This window comes from Bifidobacterium catenulatum subsp. kashiwanohense JCM 15439 = DSM 21854 (genome assembly GCF_001042615.1).
Lineage (GTDB): Bacteria > Actinomycetota > Actinomycetes > Actinomycetales > Bifidobacteriaceae > Bifidobacterium > Bifidobacterium catenulatum.
The window spans coordinates 2,231,195-2,246,794 of record NZ_AP012327.1 but is presented as its reverse complement, the minus strand read 5'-3'; the positions used below and the strand labels follow the sequence as shown (position 1 = coordinate 2,246,794).

The 15,600-nt window shown below is 56.0% G+C and carries 10 protein-coding genes and 3 pseudogenes; 10 read left to right on the top strand and 3 right to left on the bottom strand.

The window, feature by feature from the left end; genetic code table 11:
- Positions 1 to 45: 45 nt before the first annotated feature.
- The 4 genes from BBKW_RS09475 to BBKW_RS09460 all read left to right on the top strand — a co-directional run bounded on the left by BBKW_RS09475 (position 46) and on the right by BBKW_RS09460 (position 4,603).
- Complete coding sequence (locus BBKW_RS09475; RefSeq protein WP_033501789.1) at positions 46 to 1,353, top strand: ABC transporter substrate-binding protein; 1,308 nt, start codon at positions 46 to 48, stop codon at positions 1,351 to 1,353.
- A 165-nt stretch (positions 1,354 to 1,518) separates the two neighbouring features.
- Complete coding sequence (locus BBKW_RS09470; RefSeq protein WP_033501790.1) at positions 1,519 to 2,457, top strand: carbohydrate ABC transporter permease; 939 nt, start codon at positions 1,519 to 1,521, stop codon at positions 2,455 to 2,457.
- A gap of 68 nt (positions 2,458 to 2,525) precedes the next feature.
- Positions 2,526 to 3,404, top strand: a complete 879-nt coding sequence (locus tag BBKW_RS09465; RefSeq protein WP_033501791.1) for a carbohydrate ABC transporter permease — start codon at positions 2,526 to 2,528, stop codon at positions 3,402 to 3,404.
- Positions 3,405 to 3,472: 68 nt separating this feature from the next.
- The gene (locus tag BBKW_RS09460) at positions 3,473 to 4,603 is read left to right on the top strand and encodes a glycoside hydrolase family 172 protein (protein ID WP_048349590.1); all 1,131 of its coding nucleotides are present in this window, start codon (positions 3,473 to 3,475) and stop codon (positions 4,601 to 4,603) included.
- Here the strand turns inward: BBKW_RS09460 and BBKW_RS09455 are convergent, their stop codons facing one another.
- On the bottom strand, positions 4,604 to 5,425 hold the full coding sequence (locus tag BBKW_RS09455) for an alpha/beta hydrolase (protein WP_033501792.1): 822 nt from the start codon (positions 5,423 to 5,425) through the stop codon (positions 4,604 to 4,606).
- A gap of 804 nt (positions 5,426 to 6,229) precedes the next feature.
- Complete coding sequence (locus tag BBKW_RS09450; RefSeq protein ID WP_081962298.1) at positions 6,230 to 7,327, bottom strand: alpha/beta hydrolase; 1,098 nt, start codon at positions 7,325 to 7,327, stop codon at positions 6,230 to 6,232.
- A 400-nt stretch (positions 7,328 to 7,727) separates the two neighbouring features.
- On the opposite strand from BBKW_RS09450, the pseudogene BBKW_RS11305 reads away from it, so the two are divergent.
- From BBKW_RS11305 to BBKW_RS09440, 3 pseudogenes are all read left to right on the top strand, one after another.
- Positions 7,728 to 8,730 (top strand): annotated as a pseudogene (locus tag BBKW_RS11305) (ABC transporter transmembrane domain-containing protein); the annotation flags it as partial.
- Positions 8,731 to 8,879: 149 nt separating this feature from the next.
- Positions 8,880 to 9,659 (top strand): annotated as a pseudogene (locus BBKW_RS11300) (ABC transporter ATP-binding protein); the annotation flags it as partial.
- A gap of 30 nt (positions 9,660 to 9,689) precedes the next feature.
- Positions 9,690 to 11,478 (top strand): annotated as a pseudogene (locus BBKW_RS09440) (ABC transporter ATP-binding protein).
- A gap of 29 nt (positions 11,479 to 11,507) precedes the next feature.
- Here BBKW_RS09440 and BBKW_RS09435 read toward each other — a convergent pair.
- A complete protein-coding gene (locus BBKW_RS09435) occupies positions 11,508 to 11,825 on the bottom strand; it encodes a glycoside hydrolase family 2 TIM barrel-domain containing protein (protein ID WP_033501794.1) in 318 nt (105 codons plus the stop codon).
- Positions 11,826 to 12,097: 272 nt separating this feature from the next.
- On the opposite strand from BBKW_RS09435, the gene BBKW_RS09430 reads away from it, so the two are divergent.
- From BBKW_RS09430 to BBKW_RS09420, 3 genes are all read left to right on the top strand, one after another.
- On the top strand, positions 12,098 to 12,364 hold the full coding sequence (locus tag BBKW_RS09430) for a hypothetical protein (RefSeq protein WP_051920325.1): 267 nt from the start codon (positions 12,098 to 12,100) through the stop codon (positions 12,362 to 12,364).
- 5 nt (positions 12,365 to 12,369) lie between these two features.
- The gene (locus BBKW_RS09425) at positions 12,370 to 14,526 is read left to right on the top strand and encodes a glycoside hydrolase family 127 protein (RefSeq protein WP_414835672.1); all 2,157 of its coding nucleotides are present in this window, start codon (positions 12,370 to 12,372) and stop codon (positions 14,524 to 14,526) included.
- Positions 14,527 to 14,633: 107 nt separating this feature from the next.
- Positions 14,634 to 15,398 (top strand): hypothetical protein, encoded by a 765-nt coding sequence (locus tag BBKW_RS09420; RefSeq protein ID WP_033501796.1) that lies wholly within the window; start codon positions 14,634 to 14,636, stop codon positions 15,396 to 15,398.
- Positions 15,399 to 15,600 lie beyond the last annotated feature (202 nt).

Here is a 15,600-nt window from a genome sequence, read left to right as displayed (position 1 = left end):
AGACATAACTCAACAACACAATCACCGCCAATAAAAGGAGAAACCATGAAGATCACACAAGGTATCGCACTCGCGGCCGCGGCGGCAATGTCGCTGGCCACGCTCGCTGCATGCGGCAGCGACACCGCGCAAGACGCGGAAACGCCAGATAGCCTGTCGTTCTGGTACTACGAGGAAGACGACGCCGGTCAGACCCAGGCATGGCGTCGCGCCGCGGAAGCCTTTGAAAAGGAAACCGGAGTCGAAATCAAGTTCGAACGCAAATCCTTCACGCAGATCGCCCAGAACGGTAGCCAGTTCCTGAACTCCGACGAAGCGCCGGATCTTATGGAATCCAATCGTGGCAATGGCTCCGCAGGTGTACTCTCCACCATGGGACTGCTTACTGATCTCGGCGATTATGTCTCCCAGTACGGTTGGGACAAGAAGGTGACCGGCGCGAACGCGGCCGTCGCCAAGTATGACGAAAACGGCATCATGGACGGCGACACCTGGTATGGCATGACCAGTTACGCGGAATTCCAGCGCGTCTACTACAACAAGGACCTGTTCGCCAAGTACGGGCTGGAGATTCCGACCACCTACGACGAATTCGTGGAAGTTTGCCAGAAGTTCGTGGATGCCGGTGTGACGCCGATCGCCGCCGATGCGCAGGAATACGGCGTGATGTGGCTGTGGTGGCAGCTGGTCTCCAAGAACGCCGATGCTAAGTTCATCGACAACTGGCAACTCTATAAGGGCGATGTTGATTGGAATTCCAAGATTCTCACCAATTCAGTGAATACCATCAACGATTGGCTCGATAAGGGCTTCATCTCCCGTAACGTCACCGGCATGAAGGCAGAAGATACTACGCAGGCGTTCATCAAGGGTGAGTATCCGATTTATCAGACCGGCACTTGGAACCAGGGGCGTTTCGTCAAGCAGATTACCACTTTCGATTGGGACGCTGCGGTAATGCCGGAGTCGAATTTTGCGATTGGCTGCGCCGGTAATCTATTGGTGATTCCGGAACGTTCGCACCACAAGGATCTTGCTGCGAAGTTCATTGATTACGTGCTTTCCGACGATGTGCAGAACTACCTCGGCAACGCCGGCGGTATTCCTGTGGCGGGTGACGTCAGCAAGATCACTGATGAGAAGAGCAAGGACATGATTGAGGAATACACTTCCTATGCCAATGATGGCAAGCTCAGCTACTATCCGGATTATGCGGCTTCCAACCTCACCGACGCGGTTCCGGCGGAGTTCCAGGAACTGGTGAACGGCACCAAGAAGCCGGCCGACGTGCTCAAGGGCATCCACGAGAAGTATGATGTCGGTGTGGAAGACATGGGCGTCAAGACCAACTGATCTCGCTTCCAACATCGTGTTCAACGTCGCACGGGATTATTTCGATTTTTCAAAAACCAATTTGTGAATAATCCCGTGTGGCATTGGAAATTACAACTCGCAAATCGTGCATCTCAATCGTAGATAATTTACCAGCAACGCAGCACAACCAAAGGAAAAGCCAAAATGTCAAAGAAGACCAAAACAGGGGGAGTCTCAATGTCAAGGCTTCCCGGAAACCGTTCCGCAAAATTCGTACCATATCTTATTCCCGGACTGGTGGGACTGCTCGTTATCGTCGTTATTCCATTCGTATGGAACATTTACTTGAGCTTCACTCGCTGGCGTGGAGTCGGACCGGTTAAATTCGTTGGATTGCAGAATTGGAAACGTCTGTTTGCTGATTCCACATTCTGGATTTCATTTGCTAATTCATTCTGGATTATTGTGGCTATCGTAGTTATTCCTACGATTCTCGGACTTTTTATTTCGTCACTGTTGACTGACGTTATTCAGAAAAAATTCGGTGGAAAGACGGCTTCTTTCCTGCGGGCCATGTTCTACCTGCCACAGCTGCTGCCAGTTGCGGTTGCGGCCATCATCATGGGCTGGATTTTCCGTCCGGAAGATGGTGCGGTGAACGCGCTGCTTGTTAAGCTCGGCTTGGGATCGCTACAACATAATTGGCTCGGTAGTCCTGATAGCGCGCTTCCGGTACTGATGTTCATCCTGGTGTGGATTCAGTTGGGCTATCCGATTGTGATTTTCATGTCCGGTCTGCAGCGCGTGGATCCTGAACTTTACGAGGCGGCTGGTCTTGACGGAGCCAACTGGTGGCAGAAATTCCGTGTGGTCACGCTGCCATCCATTATTCCCGAACTGTTGGTGGTCATCCTCACTGCCACCATCGGTGCGCTGAAAACCTTCGCACCGGTCTATCTGCTCACCAAAGGCGGGCCGGGAACGGCAACTACCGTGCCATCGTACTATTCCTATAATCAATTCTTCCAAGTGCAACAAGTCGGCTACGGCGCGGCCATCTCCACAGCGCTCACCGTGGTCATCATCGTGTTCTCCATCGTGTTCACCATGGTGCAGAAGCACGTCGAAAAGGAACTGGTCTGAACGGTCCAAACCGTAACAGACCCGCCAAATGTAAGACTCGCAAGACTTCGAAAGCCGAGGAAACAACCATGACGCAAACCATGACCGCATCGGCAGCGCGGAAAGCATCCAAGAAAACCCAACATGTGCGCTCGACCGGCGATTGGATCACCCTCATTGTGCTCATCGCAGCCGCACTGCTCGTGCTTTTCCCGCTGCTCGTACTCACCATCAACGCATTCAAAACGCCTGTCGATTACAATGCCACCGGTCCGCTTTCTCTGCCGAAACACTTCACCATGGATGGCATTATCTCCTTCTGGACCACCACCAAATTCCCTCTGAAATTCTGGAACAGCCTGATTATTTCACTGGTGGTGGCAGCGGCCGCCGTCGTGCTTTCCGTGCTGAACTCCTTCGCACTCGGCATTGGTAGAGTCAAAGGCAACACATGGATCGTGCTCGCCATCATGCTTGCCAACATGATGCCGCAGGAGGCGCTGCTCTACCCGCTATACACCATGTTCAAGCAACTCGGATTGTATAACACCAAATTGGCGATCATCATCGTCTTCACCATTATTCAAAGCGCATATGGCACATATCTGCTGTCATCCGTATACGGCACATTCCCACAGGCCATTCTCGAAGCGGCAGCCATCGACGGCGCCTCGCGCTGGCAGATCCTACGCAAGGTGGTGCTGCCGATTTCCTGGCCGACCATCAGCGTGCTATTCGTGTTCTTCTTCGTGTGGACATGGAACGAATACATGATTCCAATGGCATTCCTGATGGGCGATGACGTGCAGACCATTCCGCTGGCGCTCGCCACATTGCAGGGTCAGCGCACGATGGATGCGACCACACTTGCTTCGGCTTCGCTGCTGAGCATTGTGCCGACCATTATTTTCTTCATTATTTTCCAGCGTAAGTTGTCGCAGGGCATCACTGCCGGTGCCGTAAAGTAGTAGAAAAGGGGTTTCTTATGACTCGAGACAACGATTGGAGCACCATGCAAAATAGCTCACGTCACGATATGCAGGTCGATTCGTTGGGTGCGTTCTCCGCGCGCAATCCGCTGGACTCGCTTGCGGTTGCGGCGCCGGGGCGCACGCGGTGTGTGAACGCCGAGAATCCCACGGGCGGCAAGGGCACTGCGGCCACTGCGGCCAGTGCGCTTGGACCGTCGCGCAAGGGCAGCCCCTGCATTCAGACCGTGAAAGCGGGGGAGAACGTCACTTTGATGGATGTGGACGGTCCGGGCGTGATCCGTCATATTTGGATGACCGTCACCGACCGAACCTCCCCGACCGGCCCGAACGTGCTTCGCAATCTGATTCTGGAATTCTATTGGGATGGCGAGGAAACCCCGTCCGTGCAATGCCCGATCGGCGACTTCTTCTGCTGCGGTCACGCGCAGGCTTGCCGAGTCAATTCGATGCCGGTGGTGGTCGTGCCTAATCGCGGCTTCAACTGCTATTTCTCCATGCCGTTTGAACATGCGCGCATCGTGCTCCGCAACGATCATAATGAAGACGTTCCCGCGTTCTTCTACCAGATCGATTACACCGAATATGACGCGCTTCCGGCAGACACCATGCGTTTCCATGCGCAGTGGCGTCGCGAGCGCGTCACCGAACTGGCCCGCGACTATGTGGTGCTCGACGGCGTGCACGGTCGTGGCGCATATATCGGCACGTATCTGGCGCTCACCGCGTTGGAAAGCCGTTGGTGGGGCGAGGGTGAAGTCAAAATGTACATCGATGGGGACGACCAGTATCCCACGTGGTGCAGCACCGGTGCCGAGGATTATTTCGGTGGTGCGTGGAGTTTCGCCGATTTCGACGAGCATGGGCGTATGCATGAGCAGACGTTCTGTGCGCCGTACGTCGGTTTCCCATTCTATTCGCAGCGTCTCGCCTCGCATCGCGAGAGCGCGTATTGGGATGTGAATACGCCGGTGACCCGCGGACTATATCGCTGGCACATTCCCGATCCGATTTATTTCGAACATGATTTGCGTGTGGAATGGCAGCAGATCGGCACTGAAGAGGGCGGCAATTTCGAGCGTCAGGACGACGTTGCCTCCGTCGCGTACTGGTATCAGCTCGAGCCGCACACACCGTTCACGCCGATTGGCGATCGCCACTTCCGTCAGCCCCGCTGATTATCGTACGAACGTTCTGCGCATCCACGCGACAGCCAGTTGCGTCCAGATCTGCATGCTCGGTTCAATGCCGTCGACGCCCTGCCATGCGGTTTCCACAGTGCCCAACGACAGTCCGTGACCGCCCTGCGGGAACAGGTGTGCCTCCACACTGACGCCTGCCTTCTTGCAGGCGTCGATCAGCATCAGCGTGTTCTCACATGGCACGATTTCGTCGGGAACGGTGTGCCATACGAATACCGGCGGTGTTTTGGTGTCGATATGGTGTTCGATCGATACGGATTCGAGCGCTTCCGGATCGTTGCGTCGCTCGCCAAGTAGCGAGTCGAAACTGCCGCGATGCGCGAGCGGGCCGGATGTGATCACCGGATAGGCAAGCATCAAACCGTTCGGGCGCACCGCATCTGGATCGTAACCATGGGCGGTGAGCACGTCGTCGCTGGCGGACGTGGCGAGATTCGCAGCCAGATGACCACCTGCGGAAAAACCGATCACGGCAATCGCTTCCGGATCAACATGCCATTCGGCTGCATGCTCGCGAATCATGTTCATCGCATCGGCGGCTTCCAAAAGCGCAACTGGAAAAACGGAAGGCTTCACCGAATATCGCAGCACAAAAGCGTTGAAACCGGCCGCAAGAAACTGCATTGCAATCGGCTCGGCCTCGCGATCCGACGTCATTTCATAACCGCCGCCCGGAATCACGAGCACAGACGGACGCACACGATCAGGAACGATTTCTTCACTGTTATCAAGGCAATATCCGACGAATTTTGCTGCGCTGCCGTCGATGCCGGTAATTTCATATTCGAAATATTTCATGTGTCCATCATAGGTGGAATACGGCGCACGTTATGCAGGAACTATTTGGTCCCGCTATTTTTCGTACCTTGTGATCCGTGGGCGCAAATTGTGCAGTCGGGAGAATGTGTCCTACTCGAGCAGCCAGTCGAGGATGTTGCGGTGTCGAATCTTGGTAGTCGCCGAGCCCGATGGTATCCAAGGTGAGCTGCGTGACGTAGGGGAGTCCTCCATATGTGAGATACCGGTCGAACAGCGCATTGTCATTTGCTGTTGATTGCAATGCATTTCGGTATTCCGAGAAAGACAGTGGCAGCATCTTAAGTTCGACATATCGTCCAGTGAAATGGATGATTTTGCGATTATTACAGAATCATCCATTTCACTGGATGATTCTGCAGAGTGGGTGAGTGATATGGACGTGCGATTGGACAAATCGGAAGTAATGTTGCGATCATTCGACGGAATTCACGAATGTGTATGTTCCGCTTACATGTCCGATACATTTTTCCCAGCGAATTGACAGGAACACGCATCATTCTTCCAAGACTTGGGCGGTTATATAGAACATGTCAGCGGTTACAGCAGCTGGCGAGGTTCCTGAAGAACCCCATAATTGAACCCTTCTTCTCTCTTCTCTCTCAGCCGGCGGCCTTTCTCTCCGCCGGCTTTCTTCTTTTCTGAACAGGATGCATGCGATTGCGATTGGTGTTTTCGGTTGCGTAAAAGGCGCATGAAAAGAAACGGTCGGCCACGTGCCTGTTTGCGTATGGCCGACCATTGGCGGTCTGTGATTATGTGTGGTTGCGTGTTAGCGTTTGTGATTCAGCATCGGTCGTATGAGAAATCACGGATGCGCTCGAGACAATCCACGCTGGCCGTCAGCCATGGCATGCCGATCACGAATACGTGCCCCAATGCTTCGTGACGGCCCGCTTTCGGATCGAACAGTTCAAAATCGGCACCCTTGCGCGATAGGGCCGTGGCAAGCGCCAGATTGTCTGCCTCCAGAAAATCGTCGCTGCAGGTGGTGAGGAACAGCGGCGGCAGATCAACGTTGTTGACGAGCCCCTCCGCGGTGAGGAATCGTGGATCGGCCGCTTCGAGGCCGGCGAAGAATTCCGTGCCAAGAGCTTCGTCGAGCGCGATTCGCGTGTCTGGGGAGAATGCGGTAGAGCCCAAGCCGGCTTCGTCGGCGGCCTGTTTGGAAGCCAAGCTGTACACGCCGCACACCGGAGCCGCGCCGGCGAAACCGATGCCCGAGGGCTCGTCAATGCCAAACGCGGCCGCAGCTTCGGTGCTGTTTTCAATGGCCAATGTCAGCATGGTCAATGCGCCGCCGGCCGAATCGCCGGTGAGGAACACGGCGTTTGGATTGACCGGATAATCGGTCAGATGTGCCTTGATCCAACGCAATGCCGCTTGCACATCCGCCAGCTGACCCCTCAAGTCGGTCTGCGGGGCCGGGCGATAATTCAGTGAGAACACGGCGAATCCCATATCGGCCAGATGCACGTTGAAATTACGGTTCAGTTCCTTATATCCGTAGGTGAAACCGCCGCCATGTATATCGATGTACACCGGTGTCGTGTGCCCGGCGCGCAGTACAGCATCATGTGGCAGATACAGATCAAGCAAGTGTCCGCGGCACTGCCCGGCTTCCGTATCATAACCGCCGTCAGGCAGGTATGGAAGGTCTTCGATCACATCGATCGTGTCCGGAGTATGCCACAGTTCGGAACGTGGGGTGTCAACTGCGATCGCGCTGAAACGCAGGTCAAGAATTCCGCGGACTCGCTTTTCGGAAAGTCCCGCAAGATCGCCGTCGGTTTCCGTCCAACGTTCCGCATGCTTGATCATCTCGTCGGTAAGACCATATTTTTCCGCATATTGTGCGATGAGTGCCTGTTCGTCCGCCATCATTGCCGTCCTTTCGTGTTTTTCCATACGATTGCGGTCGTTGCCGTCATCGGAATGCCGCGCCTCGATATATCGTATCGGTTCGATACGGAAAGCGCTACTGCAATCATCCATATTTTCGTTGCGCTCACAGCGAGTTTTATGTAACGGTGCATGCGTTGCTTTTATTGCGATTGCGACACGCCGGAATCACCTACGTTGCATCGAAAAACGGTTCGCATAGAATAAGTCGCGTTTACGAGTCCGAACAGGGGTTTCGACCGAGAGAGACGGCAACGGGACGCTCGACAAACGACGGACATGAATCGTAACGGCAACGAATAGCCGAAAAGCAACGAATCAACGTAACAACAGCCCACGAAACCCCAAATACCCAAGCAAACAATCTGAAGGAACGCTACGTATGTACGTCGATCCGAATCGAAATACAGAAGCAGGCAATCTCAAATGGATCCTGCCATACTGCAAACCCGACCTGCCACGGGTGGCCGGCGCGATAGTGCTGTTCTGTGTCAACAACACCATGGCTCTCATCATTCCGCTATTGTCGGGCCTCATCGTGGACCGTGTGATCGTGCAAGGGCACGTCAGCGAACTGACGCGACTGTGCATCATGATGATCGTGTTCACCATCGTGCGCGTCACCTCACGCTACGGCTACCAAATGTGGATGGAACGTTTCGGGCAGAATTCCGTATTTCGTCTCGTCAGCGACGAATACGAGAAACTGCACGAACTTGACTTCACGTATTTCAACCACACACGCACCGGCGACATTATGAGCCGCATGACCTCCGACACCGACGCCATCCGTCACGCGTTGAGCTGGGTGAGCTACCAGGTGCTCGACTGCGTGGTCATGTTCATCGGCGCGCTCGTCATGATGTTCACCATCGACTGGCGTCTCGCGCTCGCGCTCGCATGCGTCACGCCGTTCATTTTCATTCTTACGCGCGGACTCTCTACGCACGCGAGGCCGCTGTTCTTCGCCATCCGCAATTCGCTCGCCGAAATGAATTCGATGGTTGAAGAAAACATCGAAGGCAACCGTGTGGTCAAAGCGTTCGTACGCGAACCGTACGAAACCGAAAAATTCGACGAACGCAACGACGATTACATGCAGCGCAACATGGCTCAGGCCTACAACAGCCGCAAATACATGCCGTGGCTTGACGGCCTCGGCTTCTCACTGCAGCTGATCACGCTCGGCCTCGGCGGATTCCTGGTGATCACCGGGCGCATGACGCTCGGCAATCTCGTGGCGTTCAACTCCTACCTGTGGATGATCGACGGACCGGTGCGCCAATCCGGATGGCTGATCAACGACTGGCAGCGATTCAACGCATCCTGCATCAAAATCCGAAAACTGCTCACCTCTCAGTCGCACATCACGGAAAAGCCGGGAGTCGGCGCAAACGCGAATCCCGCAACTCCGAATGCGAACAATGCCAACGGTGTAAACGATGCAACTGGCAACGCTTCGCAATCGCAGGCAACGTTTATAACATCGGCAACGCAAGCTGCACAGGCAACACAGGTAACGACTAACACGACCCGCATCGCCGGCAGTATCGACTTCCAGCATGTCAGCTTTGCCTTCCCCGACGAACCGAACACTCCCGTGCTTGAAGATGTGGATTTCCATGTTCCGGCAGGCGCCAAACTCGGCATTCTCGGCGAAACGGGCGCAGGCAAATCCACCCTCGTCAACCTCATCTCCCGCTTCTACGACCCCACCGAAGGCAGCGTACTCATCGACGGCGTCGACGCGCGAGACTGGCCGCTCGCCACACTGCGCTCGCAAGTCTGCGTTGTCGCGCAAGACACGTTCCTGTTTTCCGACACCATCGGTGGCAACATCAGCTTTGGCGTGGGTGAACAGCGCGAATACGATGAACAGTACATTCGCCGCATGGCCACCATCGCCGGTGCGGACGGCTTCATCCGCAGCATGCCGGAAGGCTACGATACCGTGGTTGGAGAGCGTGGTGTCGGCCTTTCCGGCGGTCAAAAACAGCGCCTGAGCCTCGCCCGCGCGCTTGCCGACGATCCATCGATCCTCATCATGGACGACACGACCAGCGCCGTCGATATGGAAACGGAAGCGGAAATCCAACGTCACCTGCGCGAGCTGGACGAGCAGAAAACCATCGTCACCATCGCACACCGTATTTCATCAGTGAAAGATTCCGATCTGATTCTCGTGCTCGAACACGGCCGCATTGTGGAGCGCGGCACGCATGACGAACTCGTGGCCGCACATGGCCGCTACTGGGAGATTTACTACAAGCAGCTCGGCCTGCAGGCTGGTCGTTCCCATGGTTTCGAAGCGTAACGCAACCAAGGCAAGAAAGGAGGAAAACCCATGGCAAAACGTAATACATTCCGTGAAGACGAGGAACTGGAAGAGCAGATTAATCTGCACGATATTCTGCGTATCGGCGTCTATTTAAAACCATATATGTCGCGTATCGTACGCATTCTTGCCGTCGTCGTAATGATGAGCTGCATCGCGGTGGTCGTGCCATATTTGACGAAAATCATGATCGATAGTGCGATTCCGTCGAAAAACCTCACCTTACTTGGTGAATTAACGGGATTGATGGCAGTGCTTATCGTGATGTACGAGTTCGGATTGCGCTATCGTACCGTTGAAATTACTCGAGTCGGTCAGCTCATATTGAAAGATATGCGTCGCGATATTTTCACGCATATTCAGACGCTGCCGTTCAGCTATTTCGATTCGCGGCCGCACGGCAAAATTCCTGATTCGCGTGGTCAATTATGTGAACACCCTTTCCGACACGTTGAGCTCCGGTCTGATCAATGTGATTTCCGACGTGTTCACGTTCCTGATCACTCTGGTGGTCATGTTTGTGGTCGATTGGCGGCTCGCGCTGTTCAGCCTTGCGCTTTTCCCGTTCCTGATCGCATGGGTGCTGATATTGCAACATTTCCAGCGTCGTGCATACCAGGTGCTGTCGAACAAGCAGAGCAATCTCAACGCATTCATCCACGAGTCGATCGCCGGCGTGAAAACCACGCAGACCTTCGCTCAGGAGACTGCGCAGTTCAAAACCTTCCAGGAGCAGCAGAACGACGTGCGCACTTCGTGGATGAAGGCCGTGCACATCCAGTTCCTCATGTGGCCGGGCATCCAGACCATTTCCGTCATGACGATTGCGTTCATCTACTATGTGGGCGTTACGGGCTTCGGCGCGGTAAACGTTTCCACCGGCGTGCTGATCGCGTTCGTCGGGTATGCGAATAATTTCTGGAATCCGGTGATCAGCATCGGTAATTTCTACAATCAGCTGATTACCTGTTCCGCGTATCTTGAGCGTATTTTCGAAACGCTTGATGTGCAGCCGGAGATCCGCAATGCGTCTGACGCGACCGAACTGCCGCCAATCGAAGGTCGCGTCGATTTCAACGATGTCATCTTCCGTTACGAGCCTGACGGTCGCAATATTCTCAATCTGGTTGATCTGCATGTTAAGCCAGGCAGTACTGTCGCGTTGGTCGGTCCGACTGGCGCCGGCAAAACCACGATCATCAACCTGCTGTCGCGTTTTTACGACGTTGCAGAAGGGTCGGTGACGATTGACGGGCATGATGTGCGTTCGGTCACGTTGGAATCGTTGCGTCGGCAGATGGGCGTCATGCTGCAAGATACGTTCATTTTCTCCGGCAATGTGCGCGAGAACATTCGCTACGGCAAGTTGGATGCGACCGATGCCGAGATCGAAGCGGCCGCGAAGGCGGTGCATGCGCACGAGTTCATCATGGATTTGCCGAACGGATACGACACGGTGGTGGAGGAGCGTGGTTCCACGCTTTCCGCAGGTCAGCGCCAGTTGATCGCGTTTGCCCGCGTGCTTCTGGCCGATCCGCGTATTCTGATTCTCGATGAAGCCACGTCGAACATCGATACGCGTACCGAAGAGGCGCTTCAGGCCGGATTGAACCACCTGCTGAAGGGACGTACGAGCTTCATCATCGCGCACCGACTGTCCACCATCGAGAACGCTGACATGATTTGCTACATCGACCATGGGCAGATCGTAGAGCAAGGCAACCATGCCGAGCTGCTTGCCAAGCGCGGCGCCTACTACCGCCTCTACGACTCCCAATACGCCATGATCAAGGTCTGAGCGGGGAAATCCGCCAGGGATTGGAGGAATCACCCCGCTGAAGGCCTCTCTGGCGGGGTGATTCCTCCGGCTACTGGGTGAATTCGACCGCTCAGGTTGTACCAGCCGTAGTAGCGGTTGATGCACACCACATCCATGGTTCGTTCGGTGATGTCGGTCGTGTAGTCGTTTTGGCAGCATACCAGTGTGACCGGCCTGTTCTGCGGGTCGCTGGCGTGCGCCAGCTCATACAGCGGACGAAAGTAGTCATACGCCTGCTGTGGACGTTCCCCGTCACCATCCAATCCTGGCTCATTGGCGATCGACCACATCACTACGCACGGGTAGTTCTTGTCGCGCGCAATCATGCCTCGAATCGCCTCGTATGGAGTCTACTACTGGTTCGGCTCGCAACTGACCGGCTGGGACTGCAACGCAACATGGTCGTCACAGCCACCAACCTGCACGGCCCCTGGAGCGATTTCAGGCCATTCACGCCGGAGGGATCGCATACCTTATCAGTCCCAGTGCCGGAATGAATTCTCCATCTTTATGCACGTCGTGCAGTTGGGATGGTATATGATTATGACGATAGAAATATTGGGATTTCAACGAAACTGCGATACAACGAGGTAGTGCCATGAAACGATTCGTCGTTGGCTACGAATCCCTCTGCCGCATCATCATGATGATCGTCGTCGTCAACGTCGCCTTCGTGGCGCATACGCTGCTCGGCCTGATGATGGTATTCGGTGTGGCCGTGCCCATCTTCGCCACCATGACGGCCGTCTACTTGTGGGGCCGACTGCCCGGCATGGACGTACATGTGCTCGAACCCATCGGACAAGACCAGAACGCCGGCCCTGCCGGTACGACAACCCCCGCACGGAAGGACAATCTCTCGTGACCGACATCCATAACCGCTACAGCCATCCAATCGCGCTGCGCGACGCCACCGTCACCGACCCGTTCTGGGCCGCCGAGCAGGAGCTCGTACGCACCGCGGTGATTCCATATCAGTGGAATGCGTTGAACGACAACGTTCCCGGTGCCACCCCCAGCTACTGCATGCACAACTTCAAGGCCGCGGCCGCGCAGAATGCCGAGCGTCACGAGCAGGGCAAGGCCTTCGTGCCGCCGAAATACACCTTCCGCGGCTTCGAGGCGCTGCCGGAAGACCCGGTCAATCCCGACCCGGACAAATTCTATGGATTCGTGTTCCAAGACACCGACTTCTCCAAGTGGATCGAAGCGGTCGGCTACTCGCTGACCCATCATCCCGACGCCGAACTCGAGGCCACAGCCGACGCGGCCATCGACATCGTGTGCGCGGCGCAGCTGGACAACGGCTACCTTGACACCTACTACATTCTCAACGGCATGGACCGCCACTTCACCAATCTGAAGGACCATCACGAACTGTACTGCTTCGGGCATCTGGTCGAAGGCGCGGTCGCCTACTACGAGGCCACGGGCAAACGCAAGCTACTTGATGCGGCCTGCCGTTTCGCCGATTACATCGATTCCCGATTCGGTACGGAAGAAGGCAGGCTGCACGGCTATCCGGGCCATGAGATCGCCGAGATGGCGCTGGTGAAGCTGGCTGCGGTAACCGGCGAGACCCGTTACGCCGGCCTGGCCGAATACTTCGTACGGCAGCGTGGCCAGCAACCACTGTACTTTGCACTCGAAGATCGCCGCCGTGCCGAAGAGGACGGTCGCAACTACGAGCCACGTGAACAGAACTACGCCTACTATCAAGCCGACAAGCCGGTCACGGAACAAACGGAGGCGTTCGGTCATGCCGTGCGCGCCGCCTACTTCTACTCAGGCGTGGCCGACGTGGCGAGAATCACCGAGGAAGCAACACTGCTGGAATCCTGCGAGACGCTCTGGCGCAACATCGTCGACAGGAAACTGTATATCACCGGCGGCATCGGTGCCACGCATATGGGCGAGGCGTTCTCCTTCGACTATGATCTGCCGAACGACACCGCCTACTCGGAAAGCTGCGCGGCCATCGCACTCGCGTTCTTTGCGCGCCGTATGCTTGAGATTCAGCCGAAATCCGAATATGCGGACGTCATGGAATCGGCCTTGTACAACACCACGCTGGCCGGCATGGCGCTCGATGGCAAAAGCTTCTTCTATGTGAATCCGTTGGAGGTCGTGCCCGAAGCCTGCCATCGCGACGAACGCAAGTTCCACGTTAAGCCGGTACGTCAGAAGTGGTTCGGCTGCGCGTGCTGCCCACCGAACATCGCCCGCATGGTCGAAAGCGTGCAACAGTACGCCTACACGGTGGCCGACGATGCCTCCACGCTGTATGTGCACCTGTATATGGGTGGCGTGGTGTCCGCGAAACTCGGCGGTTCCGATGTCTCCCTTGAAGTGCGGGCCGATATGCCGTGGAATGGCGCCGGTGCCATCACCGTGACCCTTCCTTCCTCCGATGAGGGGCAGGTTCCGGAGTCCTTTGCCTTGGCCCTTCGCCTGCCTGCCTGGGCCGGTGGCGAGTCGGCCGCCGACTCCATCCATGCCGCGGGTGAGAAGGATTCTCGCATCACACGCACCATCCGTGACGGCTACCTCTACCTCACCGGTACTTGGCGTGACGGTGACGTCATCGATTTCGACTTCCCCATGCCGGTCAGGATGATTGCGGCCAATCCTCTCGTACGCGAAGACGCAGGCAAGGTCGCCTTCATCCGCGGCCCGCTGGCCTACTGCGCGGAAGGCACCGACAATGGTGACAATCTGCATCTGCTACATGCTGATGCCGAGACGATCGCCGCCGATCCGGACGCCGTCAAAGTCAACGAAATCACCTTCCATGCGCAGGCCGCCGCACAGGACGAACGAGGCTTGGGCGAAGTGGAACCGGTCGATCTGCCGATGGTCACGCTGACCATTCCCGCTTGGCGGGAGTCCTCGCAGGGCGCCGCCGACAAGTCGCTGTACGCACTGTGGCAGCCGGCACAACGTCAACCGACGGAAGTCACGCTGATCCCGTATTTCGCATGGGCCAATCGTGGCGAAACCGAGATGACGGTGTTCCTGCGCAGCTGACGTTTGACGGCCAACATCCCGTTGGACGGCATACGGAATTCTGCGGGCAGTCCATACCCCCAGCGAAAACGAAAGGCGATGGTGTAGACTGCCCGTAGAATGCGTAAATGGCAGTGATGAAAACGAGGATCAATATGGCCGATGGACGGCATGATGATGACTATGCACTTTCCGACGAGCAGAAGGCGGCCGTAGCCGAGCTTTCCCGATCCAACGTGTACGCGAAGCAGTCGAAATGGAAGACGCTACATGAGTTGCCGATAGCTGAAAAATGGCCGTATTTCAAGGAAAACTTTCTTTCCTATGCCGTCATCATCGCCGTTGTGGTCGTCATCGTCGCCGCGTTCGGCGTTTCCTACCTCACCAAGGGGCCGCGCGCCGAACTGAGCGTCGAAGGCATCAATATGGGCGGGTACGCCGACCAGCTCGACCGGCTCGGCTCCGACTTCGTCAAGGCGGAGAAGATCTCCGACAGCCGGCTGGTGCAAATGGACACGTCCATCTCCCTCGGTGATTCCGAAAATGCGCAGGACGGTTCCGCGCGTCTGCTCGCCATGGTCTCCGCCGGGCAGATCAACATGATTGTCACCGATGCCGATACGTTCGCGGAAGTCAATAATCGAGGTGACATTACCAAGCCGGCGGAGATAATGGGCGAGGCGCAACTGGAACGGATCAGGGATTCGCTGGTCGATGCCAAGGGCAATCCGGTTACGGATGTGAAGAAGGCCGTAGGGTTTGACCTGTCCAAGTCGAAGGTGTGGAAGTCCGTCAAAGGATTGCCGCAGCAGCAGATGATCCTCGGATTCAGCAACGTCACCAAGAGCAAGGAGATGCCGGTCAGATTCGTCGAATATCTGCGATTCGAGTAGCGTTCGGCTTGGTTGGCCGTGCCGCGGCAGCCTTTTCCGCTCTGATCGTCATGCTGTCGGGCTGAAGAGAGGCTGACGTTTGGACATACGGCCCTCATATCGGGGGATTGCATGCTCGGTTGAGCGGACACACGCGCACCGCCCCCCTCGCATGCACTGCGTAAGCTAGTGTTTATTGCGTAAAACGATGCGTATTGTCCAA